The organism is Thauera sp. SWB20 (assembly GCF_000831325.1).
Classification (GTDB): domain Bacteria; phylum Pseudomonadota; class Gammaproteobacteria; order Burkholderiales; family Rhodocyclaceae; genus Thauera; species Thauera aminoaromatica.
In genome coordinates this window covers 241447-262441 of sequence record NZ_JTDM01000015.1, presented here as the reverse complement: position 1 = coordinate 262441, position 20995 = coordinate 241447, and the positions used below count along the sequence as shown (strand labels likewise).

General features: G+C 69.0%; 20 protein-coding genes. 10 read left to right on the top strand and 10 right to left on the bottom strand.

The window, feature by feature from the left end; translation table 11 throughout:
- Nucleotides 1-189 precede the first annotated feature (189 nt).
- The 3 genes from greB (at nucleotide 190) to htpG (ending at nucleotide 4542) form a co-directional block, all read left to right on the top strand.
- The gene (gene greB, locus PO78_RS07265; RefSeq protein ID WP_004321404.1) at nucleotides 190-744 is read left to right on the top strand and encodes a transcription elongation factor GreB; all 555 of its coding nucleotides are present in this window, start codon (nucleotides 190-192) and stop codon (nucleotides 742-744) included.
- 130 nt (nucleotides 745-874) lie between these two features.
- Nucleotides 875-2509, top strand: coding sequence for a methyl-accepting chemotaxis protein (locus tag PO78_RS07260; RefSeq protein ID WP_012584996.1), 1635 nt, complete (start codon nucleotides 875-877; stop codon nucleotides 2507-2509).
- An 89-nt stretch (nucleotides 2510-2598) separates the two neighbouring features.
- On the top strand, nucleotides 2599-4542 hold the full coding sequence (htpG, locus tag PO78_RS07255; protein WP_043742907.1) for a molecular chaperone HtpG: 1944 nt from the start codon (nucleotides 2599-2601) through the stop codon (nucleotides 4540-4542).
- Nucleotides 4543-4697: 155 nt separating this feature from the next.
- Here the strand turns inward: htpG and PO78_RS07250 are convergent, their stop codons facing one another.
- Nucleotides 4698-5060, bottom strand: coding sequence for a hypothetical protein (locus PO78_RS07250; RefSeq protein WP_004321398.1), 363 nt, complete (start codon nucleotides 5058-5060; stop codon nucleotides 4698-4700).
- Between the two features lie 131 nt (nucleotides 5061-5191).
- Complete coding sequence (locus tag PO78_RS07245; protein WP_004321396.1) at nucleotides 5192-5395, bottom strand: cold-shock protein; 204 nt, start codon at nucleotides 5393-5395, stop codon at nucleotides 5192-5194.
- A gap of 335 nt (nucleotides 5396-5730) precedes the next feature.
- Between PO78_RS07245 and PO78_RS07240 the strand changes: the two genes are divergently transcribed.
- The 5 genes from PO78_RS07240 (at nucleotide 5731) to PO78_RS07220 (ending at nucleotide 10442) form a co-directional block, all read left to right on the top strand.
- Complete coding sequence (locus PO78_RS07240; RefSeq protein ID WP_004321394.1) at nucleotides 5731-6498, top strand: ABC transporter ATP-binding protein; 768 nt, start codon at nucleotides 5731-5733, stop codon at nucleotides 6496-6498.
- A gap of 19 nt (nucleotides 6499-6517) precedes the next feature.
- On the top strand, nucleotides 6518-7240 hold the full coding sequence (locus PO78_RS07235; protein ID WP_004321392.1) for an ABC transporter ATP-binding protein: 723 nt from the start codon (nucleotides 6518-6520) through the stop codon (nucleotides 7238-7240).
- A 57-nt stretch (nucleotides 7241-7297) separates the two neighbouring features.
- Nucleotides 7298-8512 (top strand): ABC transporter substrate-binding protein, encoded by a 1215-nt coding sequence (locus PO78_RS07230; RefSeq protein ID WP_004321389.1) that lies wholly within the window; start codon nucleotides 7298-7300, stop codon nucleotides 8510-8512.
- Nucleotides 8513-8583: 71 nt separating this feature from the next.
- A complete protein-coding gene (locus PO78_RS07225; protein WP_004321386.1) occupies nucleotides 8584-9465 on the top strand; it encodes a branched-chain amino acid ABC transporter permease in 882 nt (293 codons plus the stop codon).
- Between the two features lie 23 nt (nucleotides 9466-9488).
- Nucleotides 9489-10442 carry a branched-chain amino acid ABC transporter permease gene (locus PO78_RS07220; protein ID WP_004321383.1) on the top strand — a complete coding sequence of 318 codons (954 nt, stop codon included), beginning with the start codon at nucleotides 9489-9491 and terminating at the stop codon, nucleotides 10440-10442.
- On the opposite strand, the gene PO78_RS07215 is transcribed toward PO78_RS07220, so the two are convergent.
- Complete coding sequence (locus PO78_RS07215; protein ID WP_043742904.1) at nucleotides 10407-11978, bottom strand: chloride channel protein; 1572 nt, start codon at nucleotides 11976-11978, stop codon at nucleotides 10407-10409. The two genes, PO78_RS07220 and PO78_RS07215, sit on opposite strands and share 36 nt — an antisense overlap.
- Nucleotides 11979-12145: 167 nt before the next feature.
- On the opposite strand from PO78_RS07215, the gene PO78_RS07210 reads away from it, so the two are divergent.
- Nucleotides 12146-12649 carry a MarR family winged helix-turn-helix transcriptional regulator gene (locus PO78_RS07210; protein ID WP_004321497.1) on the top strand — a complete coding sequence of 168 codons (504 nt, stop codon included), beginning with the start codon at nucleotides 12146-12148 and terminating at the stop codon, nucleotides 12647-12649.
- Between the two features lie 126 nt (nucleotides 12650-12775).
- On the opposite strand, the gene PO78_RS07205 is transcribed toward PO78_RS07210, so the two are convergent.
- The 4 genes from PO78_RS07205 to PO78_RS07190 are packed head-to-tail and all read right to left on the bottom strand — an operon-like array spanning nucleotide 12776 to nucleotide 17799.
- Nucleotides 12776-14308, bottom strand: coding sequence for a diguanylate cyclase (locus PO78_RS07205; RefSeq protein ID WP_004321496.1), 1533 nt, complete (start codon nucleotides 14306-14308; stop codon nucleotides 12776-12778).
- A 30-nt stretch (nucleotides 14309-14338) separates the two neighbouring features.
- Nucleotides 14339-15517 (bottom strand): vWA domain-containing protein, encoded by a 1179-nt coding sequence (locus PO78_RS07200; RefSeq protein WP_004321494.1) that lies wholly within the window; start codon nucleotides 15515-15517, stop codon nucleotides 14339-14341.
- Between the two features lie 22 nt (nucleotides 15518-15539).
- Nucleotides 15540-16931, bottom strand: a complete 1392-nt coding sequence (locus tag PO78_RS07195; RefSeq protein ID WP_004321492.1) for an EAL and HDOD domain-containing protein — start codon at nucleotides 16929-16931, stop codon at nucleotides 15540-15542.
- Nucleotides 16932-16947: 16 nt separating this feature from the next.
- A complete protein-coding gene (locus PO78_RS07190; protein WP_004321490.1) occupies nucleotides 16948-17799 on the bottom strand; it encodes an AAA family ATPase in 852 nt (283 codons plus the stop codon).
- A gap of 116 nt (nucleotides 17800-17915) precedes the next feature.
- Here PO78_RS07190 and PO78_RS07185 point away from each other — a divergent pair, with 116 nt between their 5' ends.
- Nucleotides 17916-18959 (top strand): RNA methyltransferase, encoded by a 1044-nt coding sequence (locus PO78_RS07185; protein ID WP_004321489.1) that lies wholly within the window; start codon nucleotides 17916-17918, stop codon nucleotides 18957-18959.
- Here the strand turns inward: PO78_RS07185 and PO78_RS07180 are convergent.
- From PO78_RS07180 to PO78_RS07170, 3 genes are read right to left on the bottom strand one after another with little or no spacing between them, the layout of a single operon-like run.
- Nucleotides 18956-19432 carry a DUF411 domain-containing protein gene (locus PO78_RS07180; RefSeq protein ID WP_043742902.1) on the bottom strand — a complete coding sequence of 159 codons (477 nt, stop codon included), beginning with the start codon at nucleotides 19430-19432 and terminating at the stop codon, nucleotides 18956-18958. The genes PO78_RS07185 and PO78_RS07180 overlap by 4 nt on opposite strands.
- Nucleotides 19429-20583: a hypothetical protein gene (locus PO78_RS07175; protein WP_004321487.1), complete on the bottom strand. Its 1155-nt coding sequence runs from the start codon at nucleotides 20581-20583 to the stop codon at nucleotides 19429-19431. Before PO78_RS07175 ends, PO78_RS07180 begins: the two co-directional genes overlap by 4 nt.
- Nucleotides 20580-20900, bottom strand: a complete 321-nt coding sequence (locus PO78_RS07170) for a metal-sulfur cluster assembly factor (protein WP_004321484.1) — start codon at nucleotides 20898-20900, stop codon at nucleotides 20580-20582. Before PO78_RS07170 ends, PO78_RS07175 begins: the two co-directional genes overlap by 4 nt.
- Nucleotides 20901-20995: the final 95 nt, after the last annotated feature.

Sequence of the window (20995 nt, the reverse complement as noted above, 5' to 3'; positions counted from 1 at the left end):
CTCGCTTGCGTGCCGACCATGGGCGAAGTGCCGGGCAGCATCGTTTTGTCCCCAATGGTATGTGGCAGCGCGGGGGAAGACAACACGACCGCAGGCGCGCGCCGTCCCAGGGCGGGAAACGCCGCGACGCTTCCCCGGCGGGCGCCGATTTCTTACCATGCGCCCCTCGATACCGACCGGAATGCGCAAGTGAACAAGGCCTTCGTGAAGGAGAGCGACGGCGACGACGGGGACGAGGAGCTCGCCCCCGCGTTGCGGCTGCCGCCGGGAAGCAAGAACTACATGACGCGGCGCGGCTACGACGCGCTGCGCGTCGAGCTCGACCAGCTCGTGCGCGTCGAGCGCCCGAAGCTGGTCGAGACCGTGGCCTGGGCCGCGGGCAACGGCGATCGCTCGGAGAACGGCGACTACATCTACGGCAAGAAGCGCCTGCGCGAGATCGACCGCCGCATCCGCTTCCTGATCAAGCGCATCGAGAGCGCCGAGGTGGTCGATCCCGAGCGCCAGCAGGGCCTGGAGCAGGTCTTCTTCGGTGCGACGGTGAGCTTCAGCGATCTCGATACCGCGGAGGAGCAGACCCTGCAGATCGTCGGGGTCGACGAGGCCGACGCCTCGCAGGGGCGCATCAGCTGGATCTCGCCCCTGGCGCGTGCGGTGCTCAAGGCGCGCGTCGGCGACGTGGTGCGCTTCCACAGCCCGGCCGGCGTGCGCGAGATCGAGATCGGCGCGGTGGAATACCGCTGAACGGTGGAGTGGCATTCAGGCTGCAGGGTGCTCAAGTCGGGCCGAATGCTGCCGTTGACCGGACGAAGCGGTTGTACGCCCAGGCGACAGCCCTCCCGCAAAGTCTCCATTTCGTGGATGGTCCGGCAAGATGCGTTTCGAATCCCTCACCGTCGCCCGCCGCCTGGCGCTGATGCTGCTCGTCGCCCTCGCGGGCATGGTCCTGCTCGCGCTCGCGGCCTTGTACGAAAACCGCGACGACATGCGCGAGGGCTATGCGCGCAACGTGCGCAGCCAGATCGAACTGGCCACCGGGGTGCTCGCGCATTTCCACGCGCTGGAGCAGGCCGGCGTGCTCGACCGCGAGGCGGCGCAGAAGGCTGCGAAGGACACGCTGCGCGGGCTGCGCTACCAGAACAACGAGTACTTCTTCGTGCTCGATCTCGAGCTGAACATGCTGATGCACCCGCTGCGGCCCGCGCTCGAGGGCAAGCTCGCCGACCTGAAGGACAGCGCGGGCAAGCACTTCGTGCGCGAGATGGTGACGCTGGCGCGCGCGCAGGGGCAGGGCTTCGTGGACTACACCTGGCCGCGCTCGGGCGTCGCCACCGACCCGGCCCAGCCCAAGCTGAGCTACGTGAAGGCCTTCCCGTCCTGGGGCTGGGTGGTGGGCTCGGGCGTGTATGTGGATGACATCGATGCTGCCTTCAATGACGCGGCGCTGCGCTTCGGCGCCCTGGTCGCGGTTGTGCTCGTGCTGCTCGGGCTGATCGGCGTGTGGGTGATCCGCGGGGTCACCGGCGCGCTCGGTGGCGAGCCGGCCTACGCCGGCGCGATCATGAAGCGCGCCGCTGCCGGCGATCTGGCGGTGGACGTGGAGCAGCGCGGGCGGGGCGACAGCCTGCTCGGCAATCTCTCGAACATGCTCGCGCAGCTGCGCGCCATGATCGGCGCTATCGGCGGCAGCGCCTCGCGCCTGGGCGCGAGCGCGCGCGAGATCCACGCGGTGTCGCGCTCGGTGTCCGAGGCCTCGGTCTCGCAGACCGGCGCGACCGCGTCGATCGCCGCCGCCATCGAGGAGATGACCGTGAGCATCGAGCAGATCTCCGACAGTGCGCGCCTGGCCGAGCAGCATTCGAGCACCGCGGCCGGGCTCGCCGATGAGGGCGCCGGCAAGGCCGAGCGCGCGGCGCGCGAGATGCAGGCCATTGCCGCGCGCGTGGGCGACGCGGCGCAGAAGATCCAGCAGCTCGTGGCACGCGCCGACGAGGTCGGCACCATCGCCAACGTGATCAAGGAGATCGCCGGCCAGACCAACCTGCTCGCGCTCAATGCGGCCATCGAGGCCGCGCGCGCCGGCGAGCAGGGGCGCGGCTTCGCGGTGGTGGCCGACGAGGTGCGCGGCCTGGCCGAGCGCACCGCGGTGGCCACCGTGCAGATCGAGAAGGTGATCGAGGGCATCCAGAACGAGACACGCGCCACCGTGGGCGCGATGGCCGAGGTGTCGAGCCAGGTCGATGGCGGCGTGGCGCTGGTGGGCGACGCGACCGATTCGCTGCACCGCATCCGCAGCACCGCGGGCGAGGCGCTCGAGCGCATCCGCGAGGTGGCCTACGCCACCGGCGAGCAGAGCAGCGCCTCCACCGAGATCGCCCGCCAGGTGCAGACCATCACCGAGATGGCCGACGGCACCTCGGGCTCGATGCACAGCGTGGTGGTCGCGGCCGAGCAGCTGCAGGGCCTGGCCGCCGAGCTCGACGCCCTGGTCGGGCGCTTCCGCTGCTGATCCGCGGGGGGGGCGGTGGCGCTTGAAATCCGCCGCCGTGCCCCCAACTGCTGCTGCGTTTCGACAACCCCTCGACGGAGCAGCTTCCAATGTCCGAAGTCCACAACCCTTCGCAACCTTCCTCCCAGACGCTCGCCTTCCAGGCCGAGGTGAAGCAGCTGCTTCACCTGATGATCCACTCGCTGTATTCCAACCGCGAGATCTTCCTGCGCGAGCTCGTCTCCAACGCCTCGGATGCCTGCGACAAGCTGCGCTTCGAGGCGCTCGACAACGGCGCGCTGTATGAGGACGACAGCGAGCTGAAGATCCGCATCGGCTTCGACGCCGAGGCCAGGACGATCACCATCGCCGACAACGGCATCGGCATGAGCCGCGACGAGGCGATCGCCCACCTGGGCACCATCGCCAAGTCGGGTACCAAGGAGTTCTTCGGCAAGCTTACCGGCGACCAGAAGAAGGATGCCCACCTCATCGGCCAGTTCGGTGTCGGTTTCTACTCCGCCTTCATCGTCGCCGACAAGGTCACCGTGGTGTCGCGCCGCGCCGGGCTCCCTGCCGACCAGGGCGTGAAGTGGGAATGCTCGATGACGGGCGACGAAGCCGGCGCCTACACCGTGGCGCAGGTCGACAAGCCCGGGCGCGGCACGGAGATCACGCTGCACCTGCGCGAGGGCCAGGAAGACCTGCTGTCGTCGTGGAAGCTGAAGAGCCTGATCCGCAAGTACTCCGATCACATCGTGCAGCCGATCGTGATGAAGAAGGAGGAATGGAACGAGGAGCAGAAGAAGCAGGTCGTGACCGACGAGGACGAGACCGTCAACCAGGCCAACGCGCTGTGGACGCGCTCGAAGAACGACATCACGGACGACGAGTACTCCGCCTTCTACAAGCACGTCGCCCACGACTTCGAGGACCCGCTGGCGTGGACGCACTCGCGCGTCGAGGGCCGCCACGAATACACGAACCTGCTCTACATCCCGAAGAACGCGCCCTTCGACCTGTGGGACCGCAACGCCAAGCACGGCATCAAGCTCTATGTGAAGCGCGTCTTCATCATGGACGACGCCGAGAAGCTGATGCCGACCTACCTGCGCTTCGTGCGCGGGGTGGTCGATTCGGCCGACCTGCCGCTCAACGTGTCGCGCGAGATCCTGCAGGAATCCAAGGACATCGACACCATCCGCGCCGGCTGCACCAAGAAGGTGCTGACCCTGCTCGAGAGCCTGGCCAACAGCGACGAGGCCGCGGACAAGGACAAGTACGCCGAGTTCTGGAAGGCCTTCGGCAAGGTGCTCAAGGAAGGCGTGGGCCAGGACTTCGCCAACAAGGACAAGATCGCCGGCCTGCTGCGCTTCGCCTCGACCAAGCTGGATACGCCCGACGAGGTGGTGTCGCTCGCCGACTACATCGGCCGCATGAAGGAAGGCCAGGACAAGATCTACTTCGTCACCGCCGAGACCTTCAACGCGGCGAAGAACAGCCCGCATCTCGAGGTCTTCCGCAAGAAGGGCATCGAGGTGCTGCTGCTCACCGACCGCGTCGACGAGTGGGTGACCGGCAACCTCACCGAGTTCGACGGCAAGGCGATGGTGTCGGTCGCCAAGGGCGGGCTCGACCTGGGCGCGCTGGAGGACGAGGCCGAGAAGCAGGAGGTCGAGAAGGCCGCCGACGAGTACAAGGAGCTGGTCGACAAGATGAAGGCGAGCCTGGGCGAGCGCGTCAAGGACGTGAAGGTGACGCTGCGCCTGACCGACTCCCCGGCCTGCCTGGTCGCCGACGAGCACGACCTCGGCATGAACCTCGCGCGCATCCTCAAGGCTGCGGGCCAGAACGCGCCGGTCTCCAAGCCCATCCTCGAGATCAACCCCAACCACCCGGCGGTGCTGCGCCTGAAGTACGAGGACAAGCACTTCGACGACTGGGCGGCGGTGCTGTTCGACCAGGCCCTGCTGGCCGAGGGCGGCACGCTCGACGATCCGGCCACCTTCGTCAAGCGCATCAACCAGCTGATGATGGCGATGAGCGGGAACTGATCCGGCTGCGGCCGGGCACTGCAAGCGCAACGGGCGGCGCGCCGAAGGGCGGCCGCCCGTTCGTTTCAGCTCAGTCGTGCAGGCTCCGCACGGGCTGCGCGAGTGCGCAGGCGCGCGCGCTCACCGCTGCGCGGCGCGGCGGGAGCGCGCGCAACTCAATTTTCGGGTGCGAACCCGTAGTACGAGCCGTACGCCGAGGGTGCGGGTGCGTAGGCGGCGACCTTGATCGCATCGGGCAGGCACACCGTGTCGGTGAAGCCGTCGATGCCGCGTGCGTCCTCGTGCCACCGCGCCTCGATCTCGCTCTCCGACAGGCCGTCGAGATGCAGATTGTGGTCGAGGCGGGCCGAGCGATATTCGAAGCCGGTGTCGTGGGCGATGAACAAGGTATGCGGGCAGGCGGTGATGCGCGTCTCGTCGCTGGGGTCGGCGCCCATCACGCGCACGCCGCAGAAGGGGCAATGCACGGGTGTGTAGTAGTAGGTCTCGAGTTCGGTTCTCTGGATGAGCCGGGTCATCGGGCTGTCCTCCATTCGTAGGGGTGATCGGTCGCGCTGCCGCTTTTCGGCAGGCCGAAAAGCAAAAAGGCCCGACTCTCGTCGGGCCTCTCGAGGCGATTGGCGCCGCAGGCGCCGGTTCGCGATGCAGCTCAGGCGGCGCGGATGTTGGACGCCTGCAGGCCCTTGGGGCCGGTGGTCACGTCGAACGTGACGCGCTGGCCTTCGGCGAGGGTCTTGAAACCCTGGCCCTGGATGGCGGAAAAGTGGGCGAAGAGGTCGTCACCACCCGCTTCCGGGGTGATGAAGCCGAAGCCTTTGGAATCGTTGAACCACTTCACGGTGCCGTTTGCCATGTCTTGAATCTCCTGAAAATGGGGAAAGCCCCCTGGTTGGGGCGAGGTTCAAGACAGCGAGGTACGACTTGAGGAAATACGGCCCGAGGAACCGGATATGCCGACAAATGAACTACATGACTTGAATATCGCTGCGGCGCAGTATGCGCGAAAGCTGCCCATAAAGATAGATATATTTTATTTTTCTTGTCCGTGGTGCCCCGGCAGCGTGGCCCGAGGCACGTCGAGGCTCGGCCCGGCAGGGTTTGCCCATTGGGGCAAACGATAGGTTGACGCCTCTCCGGGCGGCCGGAACACTCCCCGCAACAAAAAACGAACCCGGGCAGGAGACAGCCTTGAGCGAGTTCATTCTCGAAACCCGTGGACTCACCAAGGAGTTCAAGGGCTTCGTCGCCGTATCCAATGTCGACCTGAAGGTGCGGACGGGGCACATCCATGCCCTGATCGGCCCCAACGGCGCGGGCAAGACCACGGTCTTCAACCTGCTGACCAAGTTCCTGCCGCCGACTGCAGGCTCCATCCTGTTCGACGGCAAGGACGTCACCCGCGAGGCGCCGGCGGTGACCGCGCGCCGCGGCATGGTGCGCTCCTTCCAGATCTCGGCGACCTTTCCCAACCTGACGGTGCTCGAGAACGTGCGCATCGGCCTGCAGCGCAGGCTGGGAACGGAATTCCACTTCTGGCGCTCGGCGAAGTCGCTGGATGTCCTGAACGACGAGGCGATGGCCCTGCTCGAGGCGGTGGATCTCACCCGGTTCGCCGACACCGTCACCGCCGAGATGCCCTATGGCCGCAAGCGCGCGCTCGAGATCGCCACCACGCTGGCGCTCGAGCCGCGCATGCTGTTGCTCGACGAACCCACCCAGGGCATGGGGGGCGAGGACATCGCGCGCGTGGTCGAACTCATCCGCAAGGTGTCCGCCAACCGCACCATCCTGATGGTGGAGCACAACCTCTCGGTGGTCGCCAACCTGTGCGACCGCATCACCGTGCTCACCCGCGGCAGCGTGCTCGCCGAAGGCAGCTACGCCGAGGTGTCGAAGAACCCCAAGGTGCTCGAGGCCTACGTCGGCTCCGACGACATCGGCGACGCCCACCACTGATCCCCGCCCCCGAAACGCCATGACCAGTGCCTTCACCCCTCATCCGGAGATGCTCCGGATCCACGACCTCCACGCCTTCTACGGCGAGTCGCACATCCTGCACGGCATCGACATCAAGGTGGCGCGCGGCGAATGCGTGACCTTGCTCGGGCGCAACGGCTCCGGACGCTCGACGACCTTGAAATCGGTGCTCGGCCTGGTCGGCAAGCGCACCGGGTCGATCATGGTCAACGGCCGCGAGGTGATCGCCGAGCCCACCCACCGCATGGCGCGCTACGGCATCGGCTACGTGCCCGAGGAGCGCGCGATCTTCGCCTCGCTCAGCACCGAGGAGAACCTGATGCTGCCGCCGCAGGTGGCGAGCGGGGCGCTGTCGGTGGAAGAGATCTACCAGATGTTTCCCAACCTGCAGGAACGCCGCAACAGCCCAGGCTCCAAGCTCTCGGGCGGCGAGCAGCAGATGCTGGCGATGGCGCGCGTGCTGCGCACCGGGGCCAAGCTGCTGCTGCTCGACGAGATCACCGAGGGGCTGGCGCCGGTGATCGTGAAGAAGCTCGGCGAGGTCATCGTCGAGCTGAAATCGCGCGGCTTCACCATCGTGCTGGTGGAGCAGAACTTCCGCTTCGCCGCCCCGCTGGCCGACCGCCACTACGTGCTCGAGCACGGCGAGATCATCGCCACCATCACCGCGGAGGAGCTCCCCGGGAAGATGGACTGGCTGCACCAGACGCTGGGGGTCTGAGCGGCTGCACCGCGCAGTCCCTGCGTAACAACCACACGAACGAGACGGAGACCCACGATGCAGATGAAGAAACTCACCACCCTGGCCTGCGCGGCCGCCTTCGCCATGCTGTCGGGCGCGGCGAGTGCGCAGATTTCGGGCAACACGGTCAAGATCGGCGTGCTCACCGACATGTCGGGCACCTATTCCGACCTTGCCGGCGCAGGCGCGGTGCTCGCCACCCAGATGGCGATCGAGGACTTCATCGCCGAGGCCAAACCGGCCTTCAAGGTCGAGATGGTCTCCGCCGACCACCAGAACAAGGCCGACATCGCTTCCAACAAGGCGCGCGAATGGTTCGAGCGCGAGGGCGTCGACACGGCTACCGAGCTCGTCACCACCTCGACCGCGCTCGCGGTGATGAAGATCGCCAAGGAGATGAACCGCGTCGCGCTGATGAGCGGCCCGGCCTCGACGCCGATCACCAACGAGCAGTGCAACGACGTGACGGTGCACTACACCTACGACACCTATGCGCTCGCCAACGGCACCGCCAAGGCGGTGACGCAGCAGGGCGGCAACACCTGGTTCTTCCTGACCGCCGACTATGCCTTCGGTCAGGCGCTGGAGAAGGATTCGTCCGCGGTGGTGACGGCCAACGGCGGCAAGGTGCTCGGCTCGGTACGCCATCCCTTCCCGGCGTCCGACTTCTCGTCCTTCCTGCTCCAGGCCCAGGCCTCGGGCGCCAAGATCATCGGTCTGGCCAACGCCGGCGCCGACACCACCAACGCGATCAAGCAGGCGGCCGAGTTCGGCGTCACGCCCAAGCAGTCGCTCGCCGGCCTGCTGATGTTCATCTCCGACGTGCACTCGCTCGGCCTGCAGGCCACCCAGGGCATGTACCTGACCACCGGCTTCTACTGGGATCTCGACGACCAGACCCGCGCCTGGTCCAAGCGCTTCTTCGAGAAGCAGAAGCGCATGCCGACCATGGTGCAGGCCGGCCAGTACTCCTCGGTGCTGCACTACCTGCGCGCGGTGCAGGCCACCGGTACGGACGAGGCGGGCAAGGTCATGGCGCAGATGAAGGCCACCCCGATCAAGGACTTCTTCGGCAAGAACGGCCGCATCCGCGAGGATGGGCGCATGGTGCACGACATGTACCTGGCGCAGGTGAAGACGCCCGCCGAGTCGAAGTACCCGTGGGACTACTACCACATCCGCCAGACCATCCCGGCGGAAGAGGCCTTCCAGCCGCTGGCGCAGTCGAAGTGCCCGCTGGTCAAGAAGTGAGCTGATCGCGGGGCGTCCCGCACTTCACGACGCAGCGGGGCGGCACGGCCGTCCCGCTGCGGGAGTCGCACATGGAAATCTTCGGCGTTCCGAGCGCGCTGCTCGGCAGCCAGCTGCTGGTCGGCCTCATCAACGGTTCGTTCTACGCGATCCTGAGCCTGGGCCTGGCCATCATCTTCGGCCTGCTCAACATCATCAACTTCACCCACGGCGCCCAGTACATGATGGGCGCCTTCGTGGCGTGGATCGCGCTCAACAAGCTCGGCATCAACTACTGGGTCGCGCTGCTGTTCGCGCCCATCGTCATCGGCGCGCTCGGCGTGCTGATCGAGCGCACGATGCTGCGCAAGCTCTACAAGCTCGACCACCTCTACGGCCTCTTGCTCACCTTCGGCCTGGCGCTGATCTTCGAGGGCATCTTCCGCGACCAGTACGGCATCTCCGGCCAGTCCTACCCGGTGCCCGAGCTGCTGCAGGGCGGGGTGAACCTCGGCTTCATGTTCCTGCCGATCTACCGCGGCTGGGTCGTGGTGGCCGCGCTGACGGTGTGCTTCGCCACCTGGTTCGTCATCGAGAAGACCAAGCTCGGCGCCTACCTGCGCGCCGGCACCGAGAACGCGCAGATGGTGCAGGCGCTCGGCATCAACGTGCCGCTGCTGATCACCTTCACTTACGGCTTCGGCGTCGCGCTCGCCGCCTTCGCCGGGGTGCTCGCGGCGCCGGTGTACCAGGTCAGTCCGCTGATGGGCTCCAACCTCATCATCGTGGTGTTCGCGGTGGTCGTGATCGGCGGCATGGGTTCGATCATGGGCTCCATCCTCACCGGCCTCGGCCTGGGGCTGATCGAGGGGCTGACGCGGGTGTTCTACCCGGAGGCTTCGGCAGTGGTGGTGTTCGTGATCATGGTAATCGTGCTGCTGGTGCGGCCCGCCGGCCTGTTCGGCAAGGCCTGAGCGCGGGCAAAGGAATCAGACTGATGAACAACCCCAATTCGATGTTCGCCCGCGCCATGCCGATCCTGTTCGGCGCGCTGTTCCTGATCGGGCTGGTGGCGCCGTTCGCGGTGTATCCCACCTTTCTGATGAAGGTCCTGTGCTTCGGGCTGTTCGCGTGCGCGTTCAACCTGCTGCTCGGCTTCGCCGGGCTGCTCTCCTTCGGCCATGCCGCCTTCCTCGGCAGCGCCGGTTACGTGTGCGGCATGCTGGTGCGCGACCTGGGGGTGACGCCCGAGCTCGGCATCCTCGGCGGCACGCTCGCCGCCGGCGCGCTCGGCTGGGTCTTCGGCGTGCTGGCGATCCGCCGTACCGGGATCTACTTCGCGATGATCACGCTGGCGCTGTCGCAGATGGTGTATTTCGTCGTGCTGCAGTGGAAGGCGACCGGTGGCGAGGACGGCTTGCAGGGCGTACCGCGCGGACATCTGTTCGGTGTCATCGACCTGTCGAACAACCTCGCGATGTACTACCTCGTGTTCGCGGTGTTCTGCATCGGCTTCTTCATCATCTACCGTGCGATCCATTCGCCCTTCGGGCAGATCCTCAAGGCGATCCGCGAGAACGAGCCGCGCGCGATGTCGCTCGGCTACGACGTGGCCAAGTTCAAGCTGCTCGCCTTCGTGCTCTCGGCCGCGCTCGCCGGCATGGCGGGGGCGACCAAGACCCTGGTGTTCCAGCTCGCCTCGCTCACCGACGTGCATTGGCACATGTCGGGCGAGGTGGTGCTGATGACGCTGCTCGGCGGCCTCGGCACCGTGCTCGGCCCGCTGGTCGGCGCCGCCACCATCGTGTCGCTGCAGACCGAGCTCGCCGACAGCGTGGGCTCCTGGGTCACGGTGATCATGGGCACGATCTTCGTGGTCTGCGTGCTGCTGTTCCGCCGCGGCATCGTCGGCGAGCTACAGGCGCTGATCCGGCGCGCCGGCATCCGCTGAGGACGGCGGTTCCACAGCCGGCTTCGCGGCGCCCGCGCCCTGCGCACCCACCGGGGGGTGCGCAGGGCGCGGGCGTTTTTCGTGCGCCCGCTTCTCGGCGCGCCGCAGCCAGGGGTGGGAGAGCGCGTGGTAGAGCGGTACCGGCGCCACCGAGCGCGCCACGCCGTGGGCCACCACCGCGGTGGCCATCAGCGGCAGCAGCATCTGGTGGTTGGCGGTCATCTCCATGACGATCACGAAGGAGGTGATCGGCGTCTGCGTCATCGCCGCGAGGAAGGCCACCATGCCCAGCACCAGGATCGCCGCGTCCTGCTCGCCCGGCAGCAGCAGGGCGAGGTCGGCGCCCAGGCCGGCGCCCACCGCGAGCGCGGGGGCGAAGATGCCGCCGGGGATCTTGGACGCGAAGACCAGCCAGATCACCGCCAGCTTCATCAGCGTGAAGGCCGCCGGCAAGGCCGCGCTGCCCTCGAGCGCGGCCTTGGATTCCGCATAGCCCGTGCCGTAGGTGACGCCGCCGCTAGCCAGTCCGATCAACGCGGTGAGCAGGCCGCACATCGCCGCGAAGGCGACCGGCTGGCCCTCGGCGATCCTGCCGAGGCGGCCGGGCAGGCCGCGTGCGGACGCCACCAGCACGCGCGTGAAGATGCCGCCGAGCAGGCCGCCGGCCACCCCGCAGGCGAGCACCGGCCAGATCCCGTCGGGCCAGCCCAGGCTCGCCAGGGTGCGGCCGAAGTAGGTGTAGTTGCCCAGCACGGCGAGCGACATCAGGCCGGCGAAGATCACCGCGGTGAGCGTGGTGCTGTTGGCCTGGAAGGCACGGTAGCGGCACATCTCCTCGATCGCGAACATGATGCCGCCGAGCGGGGTGTTGAAGGCCGCGGCGATGCCGGCGCCGCTGCCGGCGACGATGAGGTCGCGGCTGGAGGCGATGCGGCGGTGGCGCTTGCGGCTGGCGAGCAGGTGCAGCACCGAGGCGCCGATCTGCACCGAAGGGCCCTCGCGACCCACCGAGGCGCCGCTGAGCAGCCCGCCCAGGGTCAGGAAGACCTTGGCCAGCGCGATGCGCAGCGACAGCAGCTGGCGGCGCACGCGGCCGTCATCCGACATCGACGCCGCGATCGCCTGCGGGATGCCGCTGCCCTCGGTACCGGGGAAGAAGCGGCGCGAGATCCACGCCAGCGCGGCGAAGCCGGCGGGCGCGATCAGCAGGGTGAGCCAGGGGCGCTCGCGGATCAGCCCGGCGTGGGCGGCGATCGCCAGCTCGGCGCCGATCGCGAAGGCGATCGCGACCAGTCCGGCGAGCAAGGCCGCGCCCACCAGCAGCAGGCGCACCCGCCAGCGCCGCAGCGACAGCCAGGGCAGGGCATAGCGGCGCCCGCCGCGCAGCAGGCGGGCGAATGGGCGCCCGCGTGCGGCGGTGCGGGGCGCGACCGCTGATCCGGGCGGCTCGGGAGGCGGCGCAGCGGGGCGCGCGCCGTCGGCTTGTGCAGGAGCAGCGGGGTTCCGCTCGGGGCTCATCGGTGGCTGTGCTGCCATGCGGGATTCCTTCCCGGCGGAGTGGACGACAGCAGCATTTCCAGAGGCCTTTCTGCAATGCTGCACATGCGAAGAACGAACGATACCGCTACCATACGCAAGCGTGAGCGGAGTGATGTTTTTTTGACAATCATTGTTTGTGGAAATATAGTTCCAGCGAGACTCGAATGGCGGAAACGCAACAGAAAGTGAAGAAGCCGGCGGCTCAGGCGACCCCCTTGTCGGTCCTGCAGCGTTTCCGGATCCTGATCCGCACCGCGCAGCGCCACTCCCAGTGGATCGAGCGCCAGAGCGGCGTCACCGGCGCCCAGCTGTGGGCGCTGCAGGAGCTGCGCGAGGCGCCCGGCCTGCGCGTGGGCGAGCTCGCGAACCGGATGGCGCTTCACCAGTCCACCACCTCGAACATGGTGGACCGGCTCGAGACCTCGGGGCTGATCCGCAAGGAGCGCACGAGCGCCGACCAGCGCGTGGTGCGCCTCCACCTCACCGACGACGGGCTCGCGCTGCTGTCGAGGGCGCCTTCGCCGGCGCGGGGTGTGCTGCCCGAGGCCTTGCGGCTGATGGACGACGAGGGCCTCGCCAGCCTGCAGAGCGAGCTTGAGAAGCTGCTGCGCCAGATCAAGAATCTCGACGAAGGCTTCGGCATGCAGCCGCTTCCCTTCACCGAATGAACGGCGGTCCGCCCGGGGCGGTCCGCCTCGACCGTACTTCAGATGAAGTGACCGCCTCCGTGCGGACAGCAGATTCGGCGGCCCGCGAGGCCGCCATTTTTTTGTCGCCGCGCGGCCGTACGGGGCTCAGACGGCGGTCGGCGGGGGCGCGATCACCAGCCGGTTGCGACCGCTGCGCTTGGCCTCGTAGAGCGCGGCGTCGGCCTGCGCGACCACGGTCGCCAGCTCGCCGGTGCCGGGTGCGGCCATCGCCAGGCCGATCGAGATGGTGATCCTCCCGGCCACGGGATGCGCCGTCTCGGCGACGACGGTGCGCAGCTTCTCGGCGACGGTGCGCGCGCCCTCGAGGGCGGTATCGGGCAGCAGTACCAGGAACTCCTCGCCGCCGTAGCGCGACACGAAGTCAGCCTCGCGCACCGTGGCGGCGAGCAGGCCGGCGACGAGGGCCAGCACCGCGTCGCCGGTGGCGTGGCCGTAGGTGTCGTTGATCGGCTTGAACGAGTCGATGTCGATCATCAGCACAGCGCAGCCGGTGCCGCACGGTCCCGGCTGCCGGCGCGACTCCTCGTGCAGGCGTTCGTCGACGGCGAGTCGGTTGGGCAGTCCGGTGAGCGCGTCGCGGCGGGCGAGGCGGGCGAGCTCTTCGTTGGCGCGGGCGAGATCGGCGGTCCGTTCGGCCACCTTGCGCTCGAGCTCGGCGTTGGCGTGCGCGAGCGCGTCGGTCGCGAGCGCGAGCACGAACTCGTTGTGTTTTCTCGGGCTGACGTCGGTGACCGTGCCCGCCATGCGCAGCGGGCGGCCGTCGGGTGCGCGCTCGACGACACGCCCGCGGTCGAGGACCCACAGCACGCTGCCGTCGGGGCGACGCATGCGGTGCTCGTGCTCGTAGCTGCCCACGCCGGCGAGGGCCCGGTCGAGCAGGCCCATCACCTCGTCGCGATCGTCCGGGTGCAGCCTGTCCGCGAATGCGGCGATCGGGTGCACCAGGGTGTCGGCGGCGTAACCGAGCAGCTCGCACCAGCGCCGGTTGTGGGTGACCGTGCCGGCATCGATGTCCCAGTCCCAGATGCCTTCGCCGGCAGCCTCCATGGCATAGGCGTAGCTGCGCTCGCGCTCCTCGATGACGCGGTATGCACGTCGAAGGTCGGTGATGTCGTGCGCGATCACGAGGATGCGCGGCTCGCCCGCGGGACCGCGCAGCGGCTTCTTGATCGAGTGGAAGTAATGCACCTCGCCGGTCTCGGCATTGGTGGAGCTCTCCTCGACGATCTGCGTGCGACCACCGCGCATCACGGCGCGCACGTTCTCCAGGTAGAAATCCACCTGCTCGCGGTTCGGGTTGAAGGCGCCGTCGTCCTTGCCGACGAGTTGCTCCGGCGTGGTGTCGTACAGGCGTGCGAGCGCGGCGTTGCCGAGCAGGAAGCGGCCATCCCAGTCCTTGAGCAGGATGATGTCGGGCGACTCGTCGATCACCGTGCGCAGCAGCTCGCCGTCGCGCGTCGCCTGTTCCCAGCGCGCCAGCGCCGTGCGGGCGTCGGGCGCGATCGGGCCGCGTGCGCCGCAGTCGGCGCAGCACGCGCTCCAGAGCCCGTCGGGGAGCGCGATTGGCCGGGTGCTGTGGGCGTTGCAGAACGGGCAGGGGAGTTCGGTCTCTTCCATGACGGCTGGAGCGGGGGTGCGATGCCTCGATCAGTGGCGGCGGGACAGGGCCTGCATCGCGCGCGCCAGGCCGTCCAAGGTCATCGGGTACATGCGCTCGCCCATGATCTGGCCGAGGATGCCGATCGACTGGCGGTAGGGCCACAGGCGCTCCGGCTCGGGGTTGAGCCAGGCCGCGGCCGGGTAGGCGTCGAGGAGGCGGCGCAGCCAGGTGGCGCCGGCCTCGGCGTTCATGTGCTCGACCGAGCCGTGCGGATGCAGGATCTCGTAGGGGCTCATGGTGGCATCGCCGACGAAGATGAGCTTGTAGTCCGAGCCGTACTTGTGGATCACGTCGAGGAGCGGCGTACGCTCGGCGTGGCGGCGGCGGTTGTCGCGCCAAACGCCCTCGTACACGCAGTTGTGGAAGTAGAAGTACTCGAGGTGCTTGAACTCGAGCCGGCAGGCGGAGAAGAGCTCCTCGCAGACCTTGACGTGGTCGTCCATCGAGCCGCCGACGTCGAGGAAGAGCAGCACCTTGACCGCGTTGTGGCGTTCGGGGCGCATCATCAGGTCGAGCCAGCCGGCGTTGCGCGCGGTGGCGGCGATGGTGCCGTCGAGGTCGAGCTCCTCGGCCGCGCCCTGGCGGGCGAAGCGGCGCAGGCGACGCAGCGCGACCTTGATGTTGCGCGTGCCGAGCTCGACCGAATCGTCGAGGTTGCGGAACTCGCGCTTGTCCCACACCTTGACCGCCGTGCGGTTGCCGGCGGACTCGCCACCCACGCGGATGCCCTCGGGGTGGGTGCCGTTGTTGCCGAAGGGCGAGCTGCCGCCGGTGCCGATCCACTTGCTGCCGCCCTGGTGGCGTCCCTTCTGTTCCTGCAGGCGCTTGCGGAACTCCTCCATCAGCTTGTCCCAGCCGAGCTTCTCGAGCTTGGCGCGCTCCTCGGGCGAGAGGTGCTTCTTCACCATCGCGCGCAGCCAGTCCTCGGGCAGGTCGGCCTCCAGGCCGGGCAGGGCGGTGACGCCCTTGAAGTATTCGCCGAAGGCCTGGTCGAAGCGGTCGTAGAGCGACTCGTCCTTCACCAGGCACAGCCGCGCGTAGTAGTAGAAGTCGTCGAGCGAGGGCCCGCAGACGTGGTCGCGCAAGCCCTCGAGCACGGTGAGGAACTCGCGTGTGGACACCGGCAGCTTGCGTGCCTTGAGGTGCAGGAAGAAATCGATGAGCATGGGGTCTTCCCTTCGTGCGCGGTCAGTCCTGGATCTGCATCGCCCAGGACAGGGCCTGCAGGTGGCATTCGGAGGCCTGCTCGGGGGCGATGCCGCAGGCCGCGGCGGCGGCGCGGAGCGCGTCGCCCGCCGCACCCTCTCCGGCCTCTCCACGCTCGCACGCCACCGTGAGCGCGAGCAGGGCCTGGTAGGGGCCATGGTCGCCACGTACCGAGGCTTCGACCTCCGCTCCCAGCGCGAGCGGGGCGAGCGCCTTGTCGAGCGGCACCTGCAGGATCACGTCGATCAGCGACAGCAGGCCGACCAGGAAGAGCGCGTCGGACTCGGCCGCAGGGCGGCCGGCACCCAGCAGCTCCATCATGCGCCCGCGTACCAGCGCGGTCTCCAGCACCGCGCCGCCGCGTTCTCCCGCCTTGTCCGCGGTGCACGCGAGCAGGATCAGCCAGCGCTGCAGGCGCTCGCGGCCGAGCAGCGCGAGCGCATGTTCGATCGAGGACACCGGCTGCGGCAGCGCGTTCGCCGCGGAGTTGATGTAGCGCAGCAGGCGCAGCGACAACGCGGCGTCCTGCTTGAGCAGGTCGGCGAGCTCGCGGGTGTCGGCATCTGCGCGCAGGCGGGCGATCAGGGCGCCGATGCGTGCGGTGTTGGGGCCGGGGTCGCGCGCGCTCCAGTCCTCGCGGCTGGTGATGAAGGGGCCCTGGAAGAGGCTGGCGCCGAGCTTGCAGCAGAAGCGGAAGTCGTCGAGCGAGGGCAGGCCGCGCACCACCAGGCGCGCGTCGTGCGCCACCTCGAGGGCGATGTTGCCGAGCTTGAGGCCGCGGCGGGCGTCGAGGCCCTCGGCCTGGGCGACGATGAACTCGGCCTGCGGCAGCAGGTGGGCGAGCTCGCCGACCACGGTCGGATCGATCAGGCCGATGCGCATGCCGCGCGCGCGCAGCGCGGTCACGGCGGCGCGCAGCGCGGCGGGCTCGGGAGCGCCGGCATCGGGGAGCACGGTCGGCACGATCACCATGTTGCGCGCCGGGAGGGCGGCGAGGCTGGGGTGGGACAGGAAGGAATCGGGCAGGTCGATGAAGGCCAGGCGTTCGCCGAGCAGCTCGCCGATGTCCGCGTCGACCAGGCTGCGCACCAGCACTTCGGCGAAGACGTGGTGGATGTTGCGGCTGCTGTGGCGGATGTGCGCGCGCGTGCCCGCCTGCAGCATGAACTGGTAGCCGGTGATGCGCTGGTTGCGCCCGAGCACCGCTTCGCGGCACAGGAAGGTGGCGCCGGCCTCGACGGGGCTCGCGGGGGCCCCCTCGGCGCGCAGCGGCGCCGCGCGCTGGAGGCGGCGGAAACCCTCCGCCTCGCCCGCTGCGACGGAGGGGGCGGGGCGCTTGCGGCCGAAGAGCCGGCCGAGCAGGGCGCGGAGCATGGATGCGTGCGCCGGATCAGCGGTTGTGGCGGGCCATGAAGACCAGGCGCTCGAAGAGGTGCACGTCCTGCTCGTTCTTGAGCAGGGCGCCGTGCAGCGGCGGGATCGCCGCCTTGCCGTCGGCGCTGCGCAGCGCCTCGGGCGGGATGTCCTCGGCCACCAGCAGCTTGAGCCAGTCGATCAGCTCGGAGGTGGACGGCTTCTTCTTGAGGCCGGGGATGTCGCGCAGGCCGAAGAAGACCTCCATCGCCTCGGTCAGCAGCGCCTTCTTCAGCCCCGGGAAGTGGACATCGACGATGCGCTGCATCGTGTCGCGGTCGGGGAAGCGGATGTAGTGGAAGAAGCAGCGCCGCAGGAAGGCGTCGGGCAGCTCCTTCTCGTTGTTCGAGGTGATGAAGACGAGTGGGCGATGGCGCGCCTGGATGGTCTGGCGGGTCTCGTAGACATGGAACTCCATGCGGTCGAGCTCGCGCAGCAGGTCGTTGGGGAATTCGATGTCGGCCTTGTCGATCTCGTCGATCAGCACCACGGTCGGCTGCTCGGCCTCGAAGGCCTGCCACAGCACGCCCTTGACGATGTAGTTGGCGATGTCCTTGACGCGGTCGTCGCCGAGCTGCGAGTCGCGCAGGCGGGAGACCGCGTCGTACTCGTAGAGGCCCTGCTGCGCCTTGGTGGTCGACTTGATGTGCCACTGCAGCAGCGGCAGTCCGAGCGCGGCGGCGACCTGCTCGGCGAGCATGGTCTTGCCGGTGCCGGGCTCGCCTTTGATCAGCAGCGGGCGCTGCAGGCGGATCGCGGCGTTGACCGCGAGCATCAGGTCGGGGGTGGCGACGTAGTCCTGGGCGCCTTCGAAGCGTAGTGCGGTCATGCGGCATTCCTCGTGTCGGATGCGGGCGATTATAGGGCCGGGCATGGCAGGCGGGCAGCCGGACCGGTGTCGATCGCGGATGCTCTCGCCCTTTTCGGGTGCTAGCATCGCGCGCCATGGAAATCGAACAGCTCCGCCTGCGCCTGCGCGCGCTCGGCGCCCGCCCCAGCCACGAGGCCCGCCTGCTGCGCGCCTGGCTGCAGGGACACGCCCTCGACGCCGGTCCGCGCACCGAATCCAACCGCCTGCCCAAGGCCTTGCAGGCCGCGCTGCCCGAGCTCGAAGCGGAGCTCGGAGCGCTGGCCCGCGTGCGCTCCGAGCACCCCGGCGAGGATGGCACCCGCCTGCTGGTCGAGCTCGCCGACGCTCAGGCGGTGGAGAGCGTGCTGCTGCCGCGCGACGGCCTGTGCGTGTCCACCCAGGTCGGCTGCGCGGTGGGCTGCGTGTTCTGCATGACCGGCAAGGACGGCCTGCTGCGCCAGCTCGACAGCGGCGAAATCGTCGCCCAGGTCGCACTCGCGCGCCGCCTGCGCCGGGTGCACAAGGTGGTGTTCATGGGCATGGGCGAGCCCGCGCACAACCTCGATGCGGTGATCGAGGCGATCGAGCTGCTCGGCACCGAGGGCGCGCTGCCGCACAAGAACCTGGTGCTGTCGACCGTGGGCGACCTCCGCGTCTTCGAGCGTCTGCCGCAGATGCGGGTCAAGCCGGCGCTGGCGCTCTCGCTGCACAGCACGCGCGCCGCGCTGCGCGCCGCGCTGCTGCCGCGCGCCCCGCGCATCGACCCGGCCGAGCTGGTCGAGCTCGGCGAGGCCTGGGCGCGCGCGAGCGGCTATCCGATCCAGTACCAATGGACGCTGATCGAGGGCGTGAATGACGGCGAGGACGAGCTCGAGGGCATCGTGCGCCTGCTCGCCGGCAAGTACGCGGTGATGAACATGATCCCGTTCAACCGCGTCGACGGCCTCGACTACCGTCGTCCGGCGGCGGAGAGTGCGGCGGAGATCGCCCGCCGCCTGCACCGCGCCGGCATCCTCACCAAGCTGAGGCAGTCCGCCGGGCAGGACGTGGACGGCGGCTGCGGGCAGCTGCGCGCCCGCGAGGCCAAGCTCGCCTTCGTGCGTCGCGAAGAGCGGCGCGCGGCGCGGCCGCCTGCCTAGTGCTTCGAGAACACTGCGCTCCGCCCCTGCGCGTCGAAGCTCACCACGTCGTAGCGTTCGGCCGGGTAGGGACCTTCCATGCCGGGCGAGCCGAGTGGCATGCCGGGTGCGGAGAGGCCGCGGATCGCCGGCTTCTCCGCCAGCATGCGGCGCACGTCGGCCGCCGGCACGTGGCCCTCGACCACATAGCCGCCGACCTTCGCGGTGTGGCAGGAGCCCAGGGCCTCGGGCACGCCGGCTTCCTGCTTGACGAGATCCATGCGCGGGCTGGCGACCTCCTTCACGGGGAAGCCGGCACTGCGCATGTGCTCGGCCCATTTGCCGCAGCAGCCGCAGTTGGGATCCTTGTACATCACGACTTCGTCGGGGCTGGCGAGGGCGGGCGCGGCGAGGCCAAGCGCGGCGCCGCAGGCGAGCGCGGACAGGCAGCGACCGAGCTTGCGGAAGAGGGGGGAGCGGAGGGTGCGGTTCATGGTGCGGGGTTCCCGGAAGGTTTGACAGCGGATCGGACCGGTGTGCCGGGGACGGGGTTCCGGCGCCGGCGTGCCGGCGGGCGTCCGCCGCGGATCACGCTGACGACCATGGTGGCGATGAAGACCGCGAGGGTCAGCGCATTCGCGATCCCGCCCCAACTGCGCAACGCGGGAAGCTCGAGCAGGCTGCCCGCCACGCGCAGCGCGAGCGAGGCGTGCAGCAGCGCGAGCGGCATGTAGAAGGCCGGGTGGTAGGGGATCTTCACCTTCAGCACCGCCGGGAAGATGATCGCGGCGTGACCGAACACCATCGAGAACACGAAGCCGAGCGCGATCGCGTGCATGGTGATGTCGTGCAGTGGATGCGCGGGCGCGAGCCCGCCGCCGAGCGCGGCGAGCGCACCGAAGGCCAGCCAGACATAGCCCGACAGCAGGCAGACCGCGATGAAGCGGGTCAGCCCCTGCTGGCGGGCGTTGTGGCGGGCGATGTCGAACGTCAGCAGCCAGGCCGCCATCGCGAGCACGCCGGCGGCGAAGAGGCCGTGGCCGAGGTCTTCTTCCCATGCCGCGAGCACGGCGCCGGCGAGGATCAGCGCGCTGACCGCGACAAAGCTCGGCGCCGCGGCCGGGCGTGCGGGCAGGAAGCGGGTGAGCTCGAGGCGTTCGCCCGCGATCGTCAGCACCAGGAAGGCGAGCCACAGCGGCACCGCCGCGTGCACGTTGCCGGTGTTCCACCACACCAGGCTGCCCAGCAGCCAGCATGCCGCGCCCACCGCGAGCATCACGGTGAATAGCGCCAGCTGCCGGCGCACCACCACCACGCCGCCACCGAACAGGGTCGCCGCGGCAAGCAGGAAAAGGAGCTGCGCGGCGACCAGCGGACCACCCGCGAGCAGCAGCACGCCACCCGTCCCGGCGGCGGCCGGCCCGGCGTAGGGCCACAGGCCGCCGAGCGCGACCGCGCGCTCGAGGCTGATCACGGTGCCGAAGAAGGCGCAGATCATCAGCGCCGCGTGATTGCCCGCATGCACGGCGGCAAGCGCCGGCACCTCCACGCCCAGGCGGGCGAGGCCGGCGAAAACGCCGGTGAGCAGCGACAGCAGCCCGAGCACCAGCAGGGGGACACGGGCGAGCGGGGGCAGGGTGCTCATCCGTTCCAGCCGAAGTGCGCGCGTGCGCCCTCTTCCATCATCGCCGGGGACCAGGGCGGATCCCACACCAGCTCGACGCGGATGTCCACCTCGGGTGGCAACAGGGGGTCGAGCACCGCGTCGATGTTGTCGAGGATCATGTCGGAGAGCGGGCAGGCCGGCGTGGTCATCGTCATCTCGATGTAGAGCTCGCCGGGTGCGCAGTCGATGCGGTAGATCAGCCCGAGGTCGACGATGTTCATGCCGACCTCCGGATCCATGACCTGGCGCAGTGCGTGGCGGATCTCTTCGGCGTCGGGAGTGGGCGGTGTGCTCATGTGGGGGCGTCCAGGGTGCGGGTCGCGACCGTCGCCGGGACGGCTGCAAGCGGGTTTGCGGCGGTCGGCGGGCCCTGTGCAGCCCGCCGCGGTGC